The organism is Deltaproteobacteria bacterium (genome assembly GCA_011375175.1).
GTDB lineage: Bacteria > Desulfobacterota > GWC2-55-46 > GWC2-55-46 > DRME01 > DRME01.
This window is the reverse complement of sequence record DRME01000049.1, coordinates 1-17,872: the sequence shown is the minus strand read 5'-3', so window position 1 is coordinate 17,872 and position 17,872 is coordinate 1. Positions and strand designations below refer to the sequence as shown.

The 17,872-nt window shown below is 65.3% G+C and carries 13 protein-coding genes; 12 read left to right on the top strand and 1 reads right to left on the bottom strand.

Features of this window, described 5'->3' with window-relative positions; genetic code table 11:
* Positions 1–355 precede the first annotated feature (355 nt).
* The 10 genes from ENJ37_03685 to ENJ37_03640 all read left to right on the top strand — a co-directional run bounded on the left by ENJ37_03685 (position 356) and on the right by ENJ37_03640 (position 10,912).
* Positions 356–907 (top strand): response regulator, encoded by a 552-nt coding sequence (locus tag ENJ37_03685; GenBank protein HHL39588.1) that lies wholly within the window; start codon positions 356–358, stop codon positions 905–907.
* Positions 908–912: 5 nt separating this feature from the next.
* Positions 913–2,742 (top strand): response regulator, encoded by a 1,830-nt coding sequence (locus ENJ37_03680; protein ID HHL39587.1) that lies wholly within the window; start codon positions 913–915, stop codon positions 2,740–2,742.
* Between the two features lie 283 nt (positions 2,743–3,025).
* Positions 3,026–3,499 carry a 30S ribosomal protein S6 gene (gene rpsF, locus ENJ37_03675; GenBank protein HHL39586.1) on the top strand — a complete coding sequence of 158 codons (474 nt, stop codon included), beginning with the start codon at positions 3,026–3,028 and terminating at the stop codon, positions 3,497–3,499.
* Positions 3,496–3,795 (top strand): 30S ribosomal protein S18, encoded by a 300-nt coding sequence (gene rpsR, locus ENJ37_03670; GenBank protein HHL39585.1) that lies wholly within the window; start codon positions 3,496–3,498, stop codon positions 3,793–3,795. Before rpsF ends, rpsR begins: the two co-directional genes overlap by 4 nt.
* A 28-nt stretch (positions 3,796–3,823) precedes the next feature.
* Positions 3,824–4,270, top strand: coding sequence for a 50S ribosomal protein L9 (locus ENJ37_03665; protein HHL39584.1), 447 nt, complete (start codon positions 3,824–3,826; stop codon positions 4,268–4,270).
* Positions 4,271–4,378: 108 nt separating this feature from the next.
* The gene (gene dnaB / locus ENJ37_03660; GenBank protein ID HHL39583.1) at positions 4,379–5,806 is read left to right on the top strand and encodes a replicative DNA helicase; all 1,428 of its coding nucleotides are present in this window, start codon (positions 4,379–4,381) and stop codon (positions 5,804–5,806) included.
* A 70-nt stretch (positions 5,807–5,876) separates the two neighbouring features.
* Entirely contained in the window at positions 5,877–8,267 is a 2,391-nt protein-coding gene (gene priA / locus ENJ37_03655; protein HHL39582.1) for a primosomal protein N', read from the top strand.
* Positions 8,268–8,524: 257 nt separating this feature from the next.
* On the top strand, positions 8,525–9,097 hold the full coding sequence (gene def / locus ENJ37_03650; protein ID HHL39581.1) for a peptide deformylase: 573 nt from the start codon (positions 8,525–8,527) through the stop codon (positions 9,095–9,097).
* Between the two features lie 98 nt (positions 9,098–9,195).
* Positions 9,196–10,125, top strand: a complete 930-nt coding sequence (locus ENJ37_03645; protein ID HHL39580.1) for a methionyl-tRNA formyltransferase — start codon at positions 9,196–9,198, stop codon at positions 10,123–10,125.
* Complete coding sequence (locus ENJ37_03640; protein HHL39579.1) at positions 10,097–10,912, top strand: DUF116 domain-containing protein; 816 nt, start codon at positions 10,097–10,099, stop codon at positions 10,910–10,912. Before ENJ37_03645 ends, ENJ37_03640 begins: the two co-directional genes overlap by 29 nt.
* 61 nt (positions 10,913–10,973) lie before the next feature.
* On the opposite strand, the gene glgA is transcribed toward ENJ37_03640, so the two are convergent.
* Positions 10,974–12,437: a glycogen synthase GlgA gene (gene glgA / locus ENJ37_03635; protein HHL39578.1), complete on the bottom strand. Its 1,464-nt coding sequence runs from the start codon at positions 12,435–12,437 to the stop codon at positions 10,974–10,976.
* Between the two features lie 440 nt (positions 12,438–12,877).
* On the opposite strand from glgA, the gene ENJ37_03630 reads away from it, so the two are divergent.
* Together ENJ37_03630 and ENJ37_03625 are read left to right on the top strand one after the other, a co-directional pair.
* Positions 12,878–14,536: a hydroxylamine reductase gene (locus tag ENJ37_03630; protein ID HHL39577.1), complete on the top strand. Its 1,659-nt coding sequence runs from the start codon at positions 12,878–12,880 to the stop codon at positions 14,534–14,536.
* Between the two features lie 282 nt (positions 14,537–14,818).
* On the top strand, positions 14,819–17,728 hold the full coding sequence (locus ENJ37_03625; protein ID HHL39576.1) for a peptidase S9: 2,910 nt from the start codon (positions 14,819–14,821) through the stop codon (positions 17,726–17,728).
* The last annotated feature ends 144 nt before the right edge of the window (positions 17,729–17,872 follow it).

Genomic DNA, 17,872 nt, shown 5'->3' with positions numbered 1-17,872 from the left:
CCCTGAGGGAACCTTTTTGTAAAGGGTCATAGACCCACGGGTCACAGACCCACGGTTCCCTCAGACTCCCTCCAAAAACTTTTAACGCCCTGCGGTTCATCCCGATTTTGCAAGCAAAATCGGGATGAACCGCAGGGAATTAAAAATCTTTGAAGGGGGTCTGGGGGAAACTTTCTACAGAAAGTTTCCCCCAGGGTAATTAATCGGAGCTTCCTGAGCGTAAGCGGGACACGCCACTTGAAGAGACCGTCTCTCGGGACGGCTTCCCCACCGACCCCACCTCGACCTACCACGACCGGATCCTCCAGCGGCGGGCGGTTCCTCGAACGAAGAGAAGCAAGGGAGGAGGCTTGCCATGAAGCACACGCTTCTTATCGTCGACGACGAGGCGAGCATACTCAGCTCGCTGGTGCGGCTCTTCAGGCGCGAGGACTTCAGGGTGCTCACCGCGACGAGCGGACGCAACGCCCTCAAGCTCCTCGAGGAGAACGACGTATCGCTCATCATCTCCGACTACAGGATGCCCGAGACGGACGGCGTGGAGCTGCTGTCGCGGGCCAGGGAGATCTCGCCCGACACGATACGCATCATCCTGACCGGATACGCCGACCTCGACGCCGCCGTGGACGCCATAAACAAGGGCGAGGTCTACAAGTTCATCACCAAGCCCTGGAACAACGAGGAACTGCTCCAGACGGTGAAGCGCTCGCTCGACTACCTGGACCTGATGCGCGCCAACCGCCGCCTCACCAGGACGGTGAAAAAGCAGGCGCACATCATAAGGAAGCTCGAGGAGAGCCACCCGGGCATAACAAACGTGGTGCGCACGGACGACGGCTCCATCGTCGTCAACGAGGAAGAGTTCGAGGGCAAGACACTGGACGACATCCTCAAGGAGGAGGGCTGACAGGGGTGGAGACGGTCCTCGTAATAGACGACGACAGGCTCGTCCGCGAGATGGCCCGCGACATGCTCGTCGACGCCGGCTACAGGGTCTTCACGGCCGCCGGCGCCGAGGAGGGTCTGGCCGTGGTCGGCGACGAGAAGGTGGACGCCGTGCTCGTGGACGTGGTGATGCCGGGCCAGAGCGGCCTGGAGCTCATACCCCGCATAAACGCCCTCCGCCCGGCGACCGCCGTCATGGTGATCACCGCCTACGCCACGGTGGACAAGGCCGTGGAGGCCATAAGGGCCGGGGCCTACGACTTCATAAGAAAACCGCTCAGGGAGCCGGAGCTGCTCCACTCGGTGCGCAGGGCCATGGAGCGATGCAGGCTCGTCAACGAGAACGCGCGGCTTGTAAGGAAGCTGGCCGACAGGGTCAGAACGCTCGAGCTCTTCGAGAAGATAGCCGTCACCATATCGTCGACACTCGAGCTCGATACGCTCCTTGAAGAGATCATGGAGCTCACCAAGACGGTCATGGGCGCCGAGGCGTGCTCCATACTCCTCCACGACGAGGCCACAGGCGAGCTCGCCTTCACCGTGGCGCTCGGCGAAAAGGGCGACGAGGTCAAGGAAGTGCGCATCAGGACGGACCAGGGGATAGCCGGCTGGGTCTTCAGCCGCTGCGAACCCCTCCTCATCGAAGACGCCTCGAAGGACAGCCGCTTCTTCACCGGCGTGGACGAAAAGACGGGCTTCGCCACACGCTCGATCATAGCCGTCCCCCTCGTGGCCAAGGAGAGGATCATAGGCGTCATAGAGGTCATCAACAAGACCGCCGGCCCCTGCTTCACCGAGACCGACAGGGATATCCTCGTGACGCTGGCCGGACAGATCGCCATCGCCATAGACAACGCCACCATGACCGAGGAGCTGAAGCGGGCCAAGGAGCAGCTCGAGGAGTACAGCCGCAACCTCGAGGGCATGGTGAGCAGGAGGACGGCCGAGCTCGAGGCGGCCAACCGCGAGATCCGCGAAACCCAGTCCCAGCTCCTCCAGGCCGAGAAGCTCTCGTCCATAGGCCAGCTTGCCGCCGGCATAGCCCACGAGATAAACAACCCCATCGGCTTCATAAACAGCAATCTCTGCACCCTGCGCGAGTACATAGCCGACATGCTGAGCCTCCTGGACGAGTACGACGACGTCGTCTCCGGGCTCGCCGAAAAGGGCCTCTGCGACGACGCGCCGATCAGGAAGGCCAGGGAGCGGATGAAGTTCGACTTCGTCAGGGAGGACATAGAAACCCTGGTGGCCGAGTCGATAGAAGGGGCCTACCGCATATACAAGATAGTACGCGACATGAAGACCTTCTCCAGGGCCGACAACTCGGAGCGCGGCATGCTCGACGTGAACGCCGCCATCGACACAACCCTCAACATCCTCTGGAACGAGATAAAGTACAGGGCCGAGGTCGTGAAGGAGTACGGGGACGTGCCGGAGATCGAATGCCTGCCCATGCAGCTCAACCAGGTCTTCATGAACATCCTGATGAACGCCGCCCAGGCCATAAACGGCCGCGGCGAGATACGGATAAAGACCTACGCCGAGGGCCCGGGCGTGGTCGTCGAGATAAGCGACACCGGCTCCGGCATCGCCCCGGAAAAGCTCGACAGGATATTCGATCCCTTCTACACCACCAAGCCGCCTGGCAAGGGCACGGGCCTGGGGCTGTCCATATCGTACGGCATCATAAAAAAGCACGGCGGCGCCATAGAGGTCGATTCCGCTCCCGGCAGGGGCACCACCTTCAGGATCAGGCTGCCAGGGAAGCCGGCCGGCGCCGAAGGGACGGCCTGAGAGAAGAGGGCCCCGGCCTTCGGGACCGCCGCACATCTCCCACGGCCCCCGCCGTCCCGCACACCTCCGCTCCCGAAAGTTCCGCTTGATCTGAAGCCCCGCTTGTTGTATAAACAGAAGGTTATCGAAAGTCCCTGCCCGTGTGCAGGGGAGCCTGGGGACCTCCTGCGGAAAGGTTCCCGGCCGCGGAAAAGTTCAGGGTTTCCCATGACTTCAAGACCTTGCCCCCAGGGGGCGAACCCGGCCGCACAGGAGCCGGGGAACCGAAAGGAGAGAAAGAGCCATGGAGAGAAGGTACGAGACCATAGCCATCGTCGACCCCGATGCGGGTGACGAGGGCTGCAAGGCTGTGGTGGCAAGGAGCAGGGAGCTTGTCGGCTCCGGCGGCGGCCGTGTAGAGGTCGTCGAGGAGTGGGGCAGGCGCACGCTGGCCTACCCGATCCGGAAGAAGAAAGAGGGTTACTACTTCTATATCTGCTACAGCGGCGGCGCCGCCACCGTGAAGGACCTGGAACGCTCGCTCAAGCTCGACGAGACGGTGCTGCGGCTCCAGACGGTGAGGCTTGAAAAGGGCGAGGGTCCCCAGCCCCCGAAGGAGCAGGAAGAGGGAGAGGCCGCGCAGGCCGCCGGGGCCGAGACCGGGACCGATACCGGCGGCGAGGCCGGCGGCGGGACGCCGGCGCGGGAGCAGGCCGGTGAAGAGAGCGGGACGGCCGGGGAAGAGGCCGCCGCGGGCGACGAAGGAGGCGAGAGATGAGCAACGCAAGGGAGAGAGAGAGCAGGGACGGCCGCGGAGGACGGCCCGGCGGCCGCTACCACGGCGGACCGCGCAGGGGTTACCACAGGCGCAAGGTCTGCCGCTTCTGCACCAACCCGGAGATAAAGATAGACTACAAGGACGCCAAGGCGCTCAGACCCTACATAACCGAGCGCGGCAAGATAACGCCCCGCAGGGTGAGCGGCAACTGCGCCGCACACCAGCGCAAGGTGAGCCAGGCCATAAAACGGGCGCGCAACATCGCCATCCTGCCATTTACGACGACGAGCATATAAACCGACGATTCGAGGGAGACGACTCACAATGGAGATAATCCTCAAGGAAAGGATACCGTCGCTCGGAGACCTCGGCGACGTTGTGAAGGTGGCGCCGGGCTACGCCCGCAACTACCTCATACCCAAGGGACTGGCCGTGCAGGCCACGAGGGCGAACCGCAACCAGTTCGAGGCCGAGAAGGAGTCGCTGCTCAGAAAGGCCAGTAAGCTGAGGACCGACGCCGAGACCCTGGCCGCCGCCCTCGAGGAACAGGGCCTCGAGTTCAGACGCCGCGCCGGAGAGGACGACAGGACCTTCGGCTCGGTGACGACCATGGACATCGAGTCGGCCCTCCGGGAAAGGGGCTTCGAGATCGAACGCAAGAGGATACAGCTCGACGAGCCCATAAAGGCCATCGGCGAGTACACGGTCGGCGTAAGGCTCCACCACGACGTGACGGCCCGGCTCAAGGTGACGGTCTCGAGGGAAGAGTAACCGCCGCCCGCACCGCAGGACTCCACCGGCGGCGGACCGCTTCGCAGGTCCGCCGCCGATTCTTTTCACCGCAGCCAAATCCCCCGCAACGCAAAAGGGAGTCTCCTCATGGCGAGACAAGCAAGCGCCGGTGTCGTCGGCGAGGAGGGGCTCCAGCGGGTCCCTCCGCACAACATGGAGGCCGAGCAGTCGGTGCTCGGCGCCGTGCTCCTCGAAAAGAACGCCATAAACAAGGCGATGGAGATACTCGCGCCCGACGGCTCGGACTTCTACAACGACGTGCACGGGCTCATCTTCCGCACCATGGTCGGCCTCTCGGAAAAGGGGATGCCCGTGGACATCGTCACCCTGGCCGACGCCTTCAAGGACTCCGACGCCCTCGACCCCGTGGGCGGCATCTCCTACATGGCCGACGTCGTAGAGTCCACGCCCACGGCCGCCAACATCTCCTACTACGCCAAGATAGTGAAGGACAGGGCCTTGGTGCGCCGCATCATCGCCTCGGCCACCGAGATAGTGGGGCGCGGCTACGAGGGCGTGGAGTCGGTGGACGACTACATCGACGACGCCGAGCGCCTCATCTTCGAGGTCTCGCAGTCGAAGACGAAGAAGGCCTTCTTCGCGCTGCGCGATATCGTGAAGGACACCTTCGAGACCATCGAGCAGCTCTACGAGAAGAAATCCCACATAACGGGCGTGGCCACGGGCTTCCACGACCTCGACTCGCTCACCGCCGGGCTCCAGGCCTCGGACCTGGTGATCATCGCCGGCCGTCCCAGCATGGGCAAGACGGCCTTTGCGCTCAACATAGCCATGAACGCCGCCATAGAGGACAAGGTGCCGGCCGCCATATTCTCGCTGGAGATGAGCAAGGAACAGCTCGTCCAGCGCATGCTCGCCACCCGCTCGAGGGTCGACATGAAGCGCATACGCACCGGCGCGCTCAAGGAGGAGGACTGGGGCAGGCTCACCCTCGGCCTCGGCCCCCTCTACGAAGCGCCCATCTACATAGACGACACTCCGGCCCAGACGGTGCTCCAGATGCGCGCCAAGGCAAGGAGGCTCAAGAGCGAGGTGGACCTCGGTCTGCTCGTCGTGGACTATCTGCAGCTTGCCAGGGGCAGGGGCAGGGCCGACAGCCGCGAGCAGGAGATATCGGAGATATCGCGCTCGCTCAAGGCCCTGGCCAAGGAGCTCGACATCCCGGTGGTGGCCCTCTCGCAGCTCTCGCGCGAGACGGAGCGGCGCGAGGACAAACGGCCCAGGCTCGCCGACCTGCGCGAATCCGGGGCCATCGAGCAGGACGCCGACGTGGTAATGTTCGTCTACAGGAAGGCCGTCTACTGCAAGTGCCCCAAGGACGAGGATTGCGCCTGCGGCGCAAGGGAGGACCGCACGGCCGAGATCATCATAGAAAAGCAGCGAAACGGCCCCACCGGCACGGTCTTTCTCACCTTCATGAACGAGTACACCCGCTTCGAGGACCAGATATCCACCGACATCGACGACTACGGGGGCAAGTGGGTAGAGGACTGAGCAGGAGACGGCGGCCCGGCGGGTGCGTCAGCGCCGGCGCTTGAGGCCGCCGGGCGAGGCTGGAAGGCCCATGGACCTCTTCGCCGACGTGGTGGTCGACCTGCCCGTGGAGGGCCCCTTCACCTACGCCGTCCCGCCGGCGCTGAGCGAACAGGCCTCTTTCGGAAAGCGCGCCCTCGTGCCGCTGGGCCGCCGGAAGGTTACGGGCTACATAGTGGCCCTCAAGCGTAGCTGCGCCGTCGAGGGAGTCAAGCCCATAGCCGACATACTCGACCCGGCCCCGATCTTCGACGAGGATCTCTACTCCTTCTGCCGCTGGGTCTCCGACTACTACTTCGCGCCACTGGGCGAGGTCCTCTCGCTCACCCATCCCGCCACCGTGAACCTCAAGAGCATACGCCGCTTCACGACGACGGAGAAGGGCGCGGCCGCCGCCCTGAGCGGCGTCGAGGCCGCCATAGTGAAGGCGGCCCGCCGCGGCGTGACCATGGGCTCGCTTGCCAGGCGCTTTCGCGGGGCGGCCGTGGCGGCCGCCGCTGCGAGGCTTGTTAAAAAGGGGCTTCTCAGCGAAGAGGTCGTCGTAAGCGGCGGCACGCGCGAGCGCATCGAGCCCTTCGTCGCGGCCGTCTCCACCGGCGCACCGCCCTCGCCGAAGCGCTCTCCCCTGCAGGCGAAGGTCTACGCCCTCGTGAGCTCCCGCGGCGAGATGAGCCTTCGGCGCCTGAGAGAAGAGCTCGGAAGCGTGGACGGCGCTGTAAGACGGCTCGTGGAAAAGGGGCTTCTCCTGCGCAGGGAGCGAAGCGTGGCGCGCGACCCCCTCGACGACATAACGCCCCGCGCCCTCGACCACGAGCCTAACGACGAACAGCGCGTCGCCGTCGAGGCCATACGGCGGGGGCTTCGAAGCGGCCGGTACTCGCCCTTCCTCCTCTACGGGGTGACGGGAAGCGGCAAGACGCTCGTCTACATGAAGGCCGTGGACGAGGCGGTGCGCAGGGGGCGGGGCGTCATATTCCTCGTCCCCGAGATAGCGCTCACACCCTGGCCGGCCGCCTTTCTCTCCGAGCGCTTCCCCGGCGTCGTGGCCGTGCTCCACAGCGCGCTATCCGAGGGCGAGCGCTACGACCAGTGGAGAAGGATACTCTCCGGCGAGGCCCGCATCGTCGTGGGGGCGCGCTCCGCGCTCTTTGCGCCGCTGCGGGATACGGGCCTCATAATAGTGGACGAGGAGCACGAGGCGTCGTACAAGCAGGAAGAGGGCGTGCGCTACAACGCCCGCGACTGCGCGCTCGTGCTCGGACGCCGCCTCGGCGCCGCCGTGGTGCTCGGCTCGGCCACGCCCTCGGTAGAGACCTTCCACAACGCCATGACGGGAAAACTCACGCCCCTGTACCTGAGAAAGCGGGTCCGGGCAAGGCCGCTGCCGGAGGTCGATCTCGAGGACATGCGGGGCCGGAAAAAAGAGGTCATATCGCCGAGACTGGCCGGTCTGCTCGCCGAAAACCTCGCCTCCGGCGGCCAGTCGCTGCTCTTGCTCAACCGCCGGGGCTACTCTTCGTTCATCGTCTGCAAGGACTGCGGCCACACCTTCCGGTGCGTCAACTGCTCGGTCACCCTCACCTTCCACAAGGGCCGCGCTCTTCTGCGCTGCCACTACTGCGACCACGCCGAAGCGGTCCCGCAAGCCTGTCCCGACTGCCGTGGCACGCGGCTCGAAGAGCCTGCGGCCGGCACCGAACGGGTGGAGCAGGAGGTGCGCGAGCTCCTGCCGGGGGCGCGCATCGGGCGGATGGACCGCGACACCACGCGGCGCAAGGGGTCGGCGCGGCGCATAATCGACGCCGTCTGCGACGGCAGTATCGACGTGCTCATCGGGACCCAGATGGTCTCCAAGGGACACCACTTTCCGGGCATGACGCTCGTGGGCGTCATCTCGGGCGACACCTCGCTGGGCCTCCCCGACTTCAGGGCCGCCGAGAGGACCTTCCAGCTCATAACCCAGGCGGCGGGACGGGCGGGACGCGGAGAGCGGCCGGCCCGCGTCCTCGTCCAGACGCTCTGGCCCGACCACTTCTGCCTCCGGGCAGCAAGGACCCACGACTACGACGCCTTCGTCGAAGAGGAGCTGCGACTGCGCCGCGAGGCGGGCTACCCCCCCTTCGTGCGGCTCGCAAACATCACCGTCGAGGCGAAGCGGGCCGAGGCCGCGGCCGCCGCCGCCGAGCTGCTGCGCTCCGTCGCCGACGGCCTCCCCGCCGGGCTTCGCCGCCGGACGACCGTGCTCGGTCCGGTCCCCGCGGCCATCGAAAGACTCAGGGGCCGCTACAGGCGGCAGATGATAGTCAAGGCCGCCCGAACGGGCGAGCTCATCGCCCTGCTGCGCGCCCTCAAGAGGGCGTTTGACGCCGGGCGCACGGGAGCGACCATGACCGTGGACATGGACCCGGCCTCGACACTCTGAGGACCGGGATACGACAAAAAGGCGAAAAAAGCCCTTTTTCCCTTAAGAAAGGCGTCGTTTTGCGTTATAATTATTGATGAAGCATACCTTACTGCGCTCTCCGGGGGGGACGGGCCGCGCCAGGCGGGATTTTTTTACGCCTTTGCGGCCCGCCCCTCCCGGAGAGCGCAGCAACGGGGGCGCCTGCAAGGCAAATCACCGGCGGGAGCTTCCGAAGAAGGCCAGTGAGGCCGCGGTTGTCCCGGCCGAGTCCGGCTATGGCGATAATGGAGATACTCATATACCCCCATCCCTTTCTGCGGGTCAAGGCCGCCGCGGTAACGGAGATCGACGACGAGATCAGAAGCCTTGCGGCCGACATGTTCGAGACCATGTACGCCGCCAGGGGCATAGGGCTTGCCGCCACGCAGGTCGGTGCGGACAGGCGCCTCATCGTGCTCGACGTGCCCGCCGGAGACGACGAGGGGGGGAAGGGCGGACCCGGCGCAAACGCCATGGCCGTGGTGAATCCAGAGATCGTCGAGGCCCGGGGCTCCATAAAGTCCGAAGAGGGGTGTCTGAGCGTGCCGGGCGAGACGGCCGAGGTGAGGAGGGCCGAGCGCGTGCGCCTGCGGGGTCTCGACCTCGACGGCAACGAGATCGACATGGAGGCCGACGGCCTCCTCGCCGTGGCCCTGCAGCACGAGGTGGACCACCTCGACGGCGTCGTCTTCATCGACAGGCTCAGCAGGCTGCGGCGCGACATGATAAAGAGGCGGCTCAAAAAGCGGGCCGCCGAGGGAGGACGGGCGCAGCGGCCCGGTGCGGAGGCTTCGGCCGATGAGCGCTGAGCGGCGCTCCCATCACTCCCGTCACCCAGGGGGAAACTCCCTTCAGGAGGACGCCGCCCGTGCGACAAGGCGCAGCACCCTCCCTTAAGATAGTCTTCATGGGCACGCCCGAGTTCGCCGTGCCGAGCTTCGAGGCCCTCTGCGACGCCGGTCACAGCGTCGTCGCGGCGGTCACGCAGGCCGACAGGCCCAGGGGGCGGGGACGCACACCCAAGCCTCCGCCCGTCAAGGAGGCGGCGCGCCGCCGGGGCGTCGAGGTCTGGCAGCCGCTGCGCCTGCGCGACGAAGCCTTCCTTGAGAGGCTGAGGGCGGCGGCGCCCGACCTCATCGCCGTCGTGGCCTACGGAAAGATACTCCCTCCCGCCGTCATCGAGCTCCCGAGGCTCGGCTGCGTGAACGTCCACGCCTCGCTGCTCCCGGCCTACAGGGGGGCGGCCCCCATAAACCGCGCCGTCATGAACGGAGAGCGCCGCACGGGGGTCACCACCATGCTCATGGACGAGGGCATGGACACGGGCCCCGTCCTGCTCCAGCGCGAGGTGGATATAGGAGAGGAGGAGACGGCGGGAGAGCTGGCCCGCAGGCTCGCCGCCCTCGGCGCAAAGCTCCTCTGCGAGACCGTCGGCGCCCTCGCCAGCGGCGGGCTCAAGCCCGTGCCCCAGGACCACTCGAGGGCCACCTACGCGCCCATGCTCACCAGGGAAGAAAGCCGCATCGACTGGTCCCTGCCCGCCCGCGTCATCGCAGACCGCGTCCGGGGATTGAGCCCCCGGCCCGGCGCCTTCACCACCCTCGGCGGCCGCATCCTCAAGATCCACGCCGGCAGGACGGGCGGCCGTGAGGCTAAGGGGGCCGCGCCGGGAGAGATCGTCGCCGTGACGGACGACGCCATCGAGGTCGCCACGGGCGAGGGCACCTACCTCATAACGAGGCTCCAGGCCGAGAACAGAAAGTGCATGGACACGTCGGAATTTCTCAGGGGACGGAAGGTGAAGGCAGGTGAAAGACTCGGCGGCCCGCAGGGTTAAAAACAGCGAGCCCACGGGCGACACCATCGGCTACGCGCCGGGCCGGGGTTTCCTCGGCGCGCTCATGGCGCTGTGCGCCCTGCTCGTCACGGCCGGCGGTTTGCTCGTCTGGTACGTGCCCTCCTACGGGCTCGGCAACATACACCCCTTGCTGCCGGCCCTCTTCGGCGCCGTCGTGCTCGCCGCCTCCCTCTTCATCCTCACCGGCACGGCCGTCATGGCGTTCTCGGCGGTGACGGGCCGCGACGCCGTCAGCCCCAGCCGCTTCCGCTGGGTGCTCGTCAAGGTCGTCATGCCACTGTCGGTCATGGCCGGAGGACTCATCGGACTTCCGAGGATAAAGATCGAAAAGGCCTTCATAGACATCAACAACCGCATGGTGCTCGACATGGTGCGCCGCCGGGGCCGCGTCCGCCCCGAACGCATCCTCATCCTCATGCCCCACTGCATCCAGTACGACGACTGCAAGATAAAGGTCACCCGCAACGTCAGAAACTGCGTGGGCTGCGGCAAGTGCGAGATCGGCGCGCTCATCGGCCTGTCAACCCGCTACGGCGTGGACCTCTTCGTAGCCACCGGCGGCACGGTGGCGAGAAAGAAGGTGAAAGAGAACCGCCCCTCGGTCGTCGTCGCCGTGGCCTGCGAACGGGACCTGACAAGCGGCATACAGGACGCCTATCCCCTGCCCGTGCTCGCCATAATAAACGAAAGACCCAACGGCTACTGCATGGAAACGGGCGTCTCCATCACCGAGGTGAGCAGGGCCGTCGAGGCCCTCGTCGGCTGAAGACCGCTCGAAGGGGGCCGCGCTGAAAAGAGGGCATAGGAGCTTCCGGGCGGGTGCTCCTTCAAGAAAGGGCTTTCTTTCCGGCGAGGGTTCGGCGGTAGATTTCCATGTACCGGGCGGCCGAGCGTTCCCAGGAGAAGTCTTCGCGCATGGCCCTTGCCTGCAGCTCCCGCCAGGCCTCCTTGTAACCGTAGACCCAGATCGCCTCCTTCACCTTTTCCACGAGGGCCCTGGCCGTGTAGTCGGTGAACTTGAAGCCGTTACCCGCGCCCGTGTCGTAGTCGCGGATTGTGTCGTCGAGGCCGCCCGTTGCGCGCACGATCGGTATGGTGCCGTAGCGGAGGCTGTATATCTGGTTGAGCCCGCAGGGCTCGTAGCGCGAGGGCATGAGGAACATGTCGCAGCCGGCCTCGATCTTGTGGGCGAGCGTGTCGTCGTAGGCGATCTTCACGCCCAGGCGGCCGCGGTGGCGCGAGGCGAGCTCGGTGAAGAGCTCCTGGTATCTCCTCTCACCCGTTCCGAGCACGACCATGGCCAGCTCCATGGCCATCAGCTCGTCCATGGCCTCGGCCAGTATGTCGAAACCCTTCTGATCCGTCAGCCTCGATATGATCCCTATGAGCGGGGTCTCTAACGGTGCGTCGATGGCGTACTCCCCGAGGAGATCCGCCTTGCACTTCTCCTTTCCCGATAGGTCGGAGGCCGAGTAGCGGGCCGCTATCTTCTCGTCGTTCGACGGATCCCACACCGAGTAGTCGACGCCGTTGAGCACGCCGTAGAGGTCTTTTGAACGGGCGCGCAGCACCCCTTCGAGACCGCAGCCGAACTCCTCGGTCTGTATCTCGCGGCTGTATGCCTCGCTCACGGTGGTGACGGCGTCGGAGAGGACGATGCCGCCCTTGAGGAGGTTGAGCCTGCCCCAGAACTCGAGCCTGTCGGGATGGAAGAAACCCGCGTCGAGACCGGTGAGGTGGAAGAGTGACGGGGGAAAGAGCCCCTGGTAGGCGATATTGTGGATGGTGAAGACCGTGGCCGCGCCGGGAAAGTCGGAGCCGCCGGAATCCTTCAAGAAGGCCGGAACGAGACCGGTCTGCCAGTCGTTGAGATGGAATATGTCGGGCCGCAGTCCCAGGGCCCGCGCCGTCTCGACGACGGCCCTCGAAAAAAAGACGAAACGCTCGAGGTTGTCGAAGTAGTCGCCGTCAGGGGTGCCGTAGAGACTGCCGCGGTCGTAGAACTCGTCCCTCCTTATGAAGAGAACCCGAACCCCCCGGTGCCCGTACTCCAGGACCCGGACATCAAGCTCCCTCGGCCCGAGCCCAACCGACGCATCGATCTCAACCTCCGTGAGCTCGAGCCCCTTCTCCATCGTCTGCCTGTAGAAGGGCATGATGAGCGTCACATCCGCACCCTGCGCCGCGAGCGCCGCCGGAAGCGCGCCCGCCACGTCGGCAAGCCCCCCGGTCTTTGCAAAAGGCACGGCCTCGGGCGATGCAAAAAGCACCTTGAGTCTCTCGTCGGCCATAAAGAAGACGTTAGCAAAAAGACGCCTCCCTTGCAAGCCATTTGACCGATCCACCTTTTAAGGAAGCTCTGATTAATTGCCCTGAGGGAACCTTTTTGTAAAAAGGTTCCCTCAGACTCCCTCCAAAAACTTTTAACGCGAGTTGGTTTCCCCCTGTTTTGCCAGGCAAAACAGGGGGAACCCAACTCGTATTGAAAGTCTTTGAAGGGGGTCTGGGGGAAACTTTCTACAGAAAGTTTCCCCCAGCGCAATTAATCAGAGCTTCCTTAAAAGTGTTCTGAACTGACAAAAGTCATGGAGGGTGGAGCAAGGGGCCGGTACAATTGTTTTCGATTCGGGACCGTCTCGGTGCGGTGTCGGAGGGCTTGGAGGCCGCGCGGGCGGCCTCCTTTTTTCGACTTCTAAAGACAACAGGAAAGAGAGGAGTGCTGAACGTGGAGATGTTTTGTTACCAGTGTGAAGAGGCTGCCAAGGGTACGGGTTGTGAAGTCAAGGGTGTGTGCGGAAAGGACGCCGAGACGGCGGCGCTCCAGGACCTTCTCATCCATGCCGTCAAGGGGGTGGCCATGTACGGCCACAGGGCCGGCCTTCTCGGAAGGCGCGACGCCGAGATAGATCGTTTCATCGTCAAGGCCCTCTTCAAGACGGTCACCAACGTGGACTTCGATGCCGAGAGTTTCGTGGCCATGGTCCGCCGGGCGGCCGAGCTCAGGGACAGGGCGAAGGTCCTCTACGAGGAGGCCTGCAGGCTTGAGGGTGTGAAGGCCGAGGAACTCTCCGGCCCTGCCGCCTGGAGGCCGGCGGCCGACAGGGGCTCGCTCGTGGAGCAGGGGATCGAGGTCTCGGTGGCCGTGGAGAAGATGCGCATCGGAGCCGACCTCGCGGGGCTCAAGGAGCTTCTCCTTTACGGCCTCAAGGGCACGGCCGCTTACGCCTGCCACGCCGCCAACCTGGGCCGCGAGGACGACGGCGTCTACGGCCGCTTCCACGAGGCCCTCGACTTCCTGACCAGGGAGAAGGTCTCCATGGAAGAGCTCCTCGAAAGGAACCTCGCCGTCGGAGAGCTCAACCTGAAGGTGATGGAGCTTCTCGACGGGGCCAACACCGGCGCATACGGCGACCCCTCGCCGACGAGGGTACGCGTTACCCCTGTGAAGGGCAAGGCCCTTCTCGTATCGGGGCACGACCTCAGGGACCTGGAGGATATACTGAAGCAGACCGAGGGCAAGGGGATAAACGTCTACACCCACGTGGAGATGCTCCCGGCCCACGGCTACGAGGGGCTGAGGAAGTACGGGCACCTGGCCGGCAACTACGGCGGCAGCTGGCACGAGCAGCGCCGCGACTTCGAGGCCTTCCCCGGCGCCATAGTGATGACCACCAACTGCCTCCAGCCGCCGCGCGAGAGCTACAAGGCCAGACTCTTCACGACCGGTCCCGTCGCCTGGCCCGGGGTGGAGCACATCGAGGGCCGCGACTTCACGCCGGCCATCGAGGCGGCCCTGGCCGCGCCGGGCTTCGCCGAGGACGGAGCCGAGGAGTACATAACCGTGGGTTTCGGCCACAGGGCCGTCCTCTCCGAGGCCGACAGGATCGTCGAGGCCGTCAAGAGCGGCGCCATACGGCGTTTCTTCCTCATCGGCGGCTGCGACGGCCAGAAGAGCGGGCGCAACTACTACACGGAGTTCGCCGAGAACGTGCCCGACGACTGCGTCATCCTCACGCTCGCCTGCGGCAAGTTCCGCTTCAACAGGCTCGACTTCGGCGAAATAGACGGCATACCGAGACTCCTGGACATGGGGCAGTGCAACGACGCCTACTCGGCCATAAAGGTCGCCTCGGCCCTGGCCGAGGCCTTCGGCTGCGACGTCAACCAGTTGCCGCTCTCTCTCGTCATCTCCTGGTACGAGCAGAAGGCCGTCGCCGTTCTGCTCACCTTGCTCCATCTCGGCATAAGGAACATAAAGATCGGCCCTTCACTTCCGGCGTTCCTTACGCCCAAGGTCGTCGAGGTGCTCGTCGAGCGCTTCAACATCTCGGCCATCGACGAGGCGCGCAAGGACCTGGACACCATACTCGCAGACCGGGTCTATGCGTGACGGCGGCTGAGCGCTCTGCCTTCGGGAGATGAGAGGGGGGATGCCCCCGGCGAGATAAGGGCGGTGATATTCACCGCCCTTTCTCGTCCGACCCTCCTTGCGGGGGAGACTTCGCAAGCCGAGATTGACTGGAACCTCTTTTGCAACTAAAATGGACGAGGGGTCCCGTGAGGGACTCCCCTGCGGGGCGGACGTGGCATGTCGCCGCCTCACCGGTATCTTCCGTCAAGGGGTCAGCCTGGGATGCCGCAACAGCATCGCCGCCGGAAGCCGCCGTCCTTGGTGCGTGTAATCGCGTTCTGCGTCCCGATCTTTCTCGGCGTCGTCCTCGCGGTCCCGACGGCCCGGTGCGCAACGTTCGATACGTCCTTCCGTTTCAGGACCATCGAGACCGAGCACTTCGCGGTGCACTTCCACCAGGGGCTCGAAAGACTCGCCCGGCGCGCCGCGGCCGTGGCCGAGTCCCGCTTCTCCGAGATGAGCCGCGACTTCCTGTGGACGCCGAAGGAGAGGATACACATCGTCCTCACCGACGGCTCCGACTTCGCCGGCGGCACGGCCTCGGTCGTCCCCTACAGCGCCATATACATAAACACCGTACCGCCGCTCCAGGACCGCCCCATAGGGGAGTACGGCGACTGGCTCGAGCTCATAGTCGTCCACGAGCTCGCCCATGTGTTCACGCTCGAACCGGTGCGGGGCTTCTGGGGGGCCATGAGGAAGGTCTTCGGCAGGCCCGTGCCTGCAGCCGATCCCCTGCTCTTCGGCGCCTTCGTTCTGACCGCTCCGCCCAACCTGATGCTGCCGCGCTGGTGGCACGAAGGTGTGGCCACGTGGGCCGAGACGCACTATACAGGCTACGGCCGCGGCGGCGGCTCCTACTACGACATGATGCTCAGGATGGCCGTCCATGACGGCCGCATTCCCTCCATCGACGGGATAAACGGAGAGGTTCCCTCGTGGCCCGGCGGCGCGGCGCCCTACCTCTTCGGCATGGAGCTCTTCTCCCACCTCGCCGGCCGCTACGGCGAAACCACGGCCGGCAGGCTCTCCATAGCCCACTCGGGACGCTTCCCCTTCTTCCTCAACGGCGCGCCCAGGCGGCTTCTGTCGGGAAAGAACTATCCGCTTCTCTACGAAGAGATGGTGGACGAGCTCAAGGCGCGCCAGCGCCGCCGCATAAGAGAGATCCGGGCGCGGGGCCTCACGCCCGTCAGCGCGCTGCCCCCCGACGGCGAGGCGCTCCTTCACCCGCGCTTCTCGCCCGACGGCGCGCAGCTCGCCTACACGCGGCGCGACCCCCACGAGCACGACTACGTCATGGTGGCCGGCTTCGACGGCGCCAACCCCCGCCGCGCGGCACGGCTGCTGCCCTCGGACGGCGCCGTGAGCTGGTCCCCCGACGGCGAGCGCATCTACTTCAGCCAGGCCGAGATCGTTGCGGGCTTCGACGTCTACCAGGACCTCTGGAGCGTGGAGGTCGCCAGCGCAAGGACGCGGCGGCTCACCAGGGGACAGAGGCTCAAGGAGTGCGACGTCTCGCCCGACGGCCGGCTCTTCGCCTGTGTAGTCACCTCGCGGGGAAGCCAGAACCTCGCGCTCGTAAGACCGGGCGCAGGGGAAGGCGCCGCTGCGGAGATCGAGCGGCTCACGTCTTTCGAGTTCCTCCGTATCGACGGTCCCCGCTTTTCGCCGAGCGGCCGGGCCGTGGCCTTTTCCATGAGGGACAACGAGGGGCAAAGCGGCCTCTACCTCTACGACCTCGCCTCGCGCACCATCGCAAGGCTCGTCTACGGTCCGCACTCCTACATTCACCCGGCCTTCACGGCCGACGGCTCGTACCTGCTCTACTCGTCGGACGAGACGGGCGTGTACAACATCCACGCCTACTCCTTCGAGCGGGCTGAGAGGCTTCAGGTGACAAACGTCGTGGGCGGCGCCTTCTATCCCGAGCCCTCGCCCGACGGCACGGAGATAGTCTTCTCAAGCTACGACTCGCGGGGCTTCCACCTTGCAAGGATGCCCTACGAGCCGGAGAGATGGACAGAGAGCAAGGGAAACGGCGCGCCGGCGGCCGGGAGGCGGCACGACGGCCCGGGAAAGGGGCCGGAGGAGGCGTTCGCCGCCGGCTCGCGCCCCTACAGCCCGGCCGACACCCTGGCGCCGCGCTTCTGGCTCCCCACCGTGGGCTTCGACCACGACGGCGTGCTCCTCGGCGCCTTCACGGCCGGCGCCGACGTGGTCGGCTACAACACCTACATGCTACGGGCCGACTACGGCGAGGCGAGCGGCAGGCTATACCACGACTTCGCCTATCGCAACGACTACCTCTACCCCACCCTCTTTGTCAGGACCTCGGCCTCGCCGGTGCGCTACTCCGATTTCTTCGGCCACGGCGACTTCTACGAGCTCGACCGGAGAGCGGCCTTCGGGGCCGTGGTGCCCGTAAACTTCATCGAGTCGCACTGGCGGATAGGGGCCGGCTACGAGCTGCGCCGCCAGTCGGCCCTCACCGGCTCGCACGGGCGCTTCGACGGCATAAACGTCTTCGAGGGCAGGCGCAACAACGTCTTCCTCTTTCTCGAGTTCAACGACGCGCTGCGCTATCCCTACTCCATAAGCCGCGAGGAAGGACGGGTGATAGGCCTCGAGTACAGGCGTTTTTCCAGGGCCGCCGGCAGCGACGTGGACTCGACCGAGGTGTCGGGCTCGCTGGAGCAGTACGTGCTCGCCCCCTTCGCACCACTGCGCCACCACGTCATATATCTCCGTCTCTCCGGAGGCGCGGCCTTCGGAGAGCGCATAACGCAGCAGGCCTTCCAGCTCGGCGGCGACCCCGGCGTCTCGAACTTCCCGCTTCGCGGCTATCCGCCGCGCCTGGAAACGGGCGACTATATCGTGACCGGCACGGCCGAGTACAGGGCGCCGCTGTGGTACATCCTGCGCGGCAGGAACACCAAGCCCTTCTTCTGGGACAGACTCCACGGCGCCGTCTTCCTCGACGCCGGAGAGGTGTGGGACAAAAAAGAGGGCTTCTCCTCCGCACGGCTCAAGTTCGGCGCGGGCATCGAGGCGAGACTCGACATGACGCTGGGCTACCGCCTCAGGATCACACCGGCAGCGGGAGTGGCCAGAGGCCTTTCCGCAGGCGGCGAGACGAGGGCCTACTTCACCATATATACACTCCTCTGAGGGAACCTTTAATTACGCTGGGGGAAACTTTCTGTAGAAAGTTTCCCCCAGACCCCCTTCAAAGACTTTTAATTCCCTGCGGATCACCCCGATTTTGCAAGCAAAATCGGGGTGATCCGCAGGGCGTTAAAAGTTTTTGGAGGG

Bases quoted from the DNA above. Each gene is read 5' to 3' on its own strand.
- def (HHL39581.1), top strand. From the start codon at position 8,525: ATGGCGATAATGGAGATACTCATATACCCCCATCCCTTTCTGCGGGTC.
- rpsF (HHL39586.1), top strand. From the start codon at position 3,026: ATGGAGAGAAGGTACGAGACCATAGCCATCGTCGACCCCGATGCGGGT.
- glgA (HHL39578.1), bottom strand. From the start codon at position 12,437: ATGGCCGACGAGAGACTCAAGGTGCTTTTTGCATCGCCCGAGGCCGTG.
- dnaB (HHL39583.1), top strand. From the start codon at position 4,379: ATGGCGAGACAAGCAAGCGCCGGTGTCGTCGGCGAGGAGGGGCTCCAG.
- rpsR (HHL39585.1), top strand. From the start codon at position 3,496: ATGAGCAACGCAAGGGAGAGAGAGAGCAGGGACGGCCGCGGAGGACGG.
- priA (HHL39582.1), top strand. From the start codon at position 5,877: ATGGACCTCTTCGCCGACGTGGTGGTCGACCTGCCCGTGGAGGGCCCC.
- ENJ37_03665 (HHL39584.1), top strand. From the start codon at position 3,824: ATGGAGATAATCCTCAAGGAAAGGATACCGTCGCTCGGAGACCTCGGC.
- ENJ37_03645 (HHL39580.1), top strand. From the start codon at position 9,196: ATGGGCACGCCCGAGTTCGCCGTGCCGAGCTTCGAGGCCCTCTGCGAC.
- ENJ37_03630 (HHL39577.1), top strand. From the start codon at position 12,878: ATGTTTTGTTACCAGTGTGAAGAGGCTGCCAAGGGTACGGGTTGTGAA.
- ENJ37_03685 (HHL39588.1), top strand. From the start codon at position 356: ATGAAGCACACGCTTCTTATCGTCGACGACGAGGCGAGCATACTCAGC.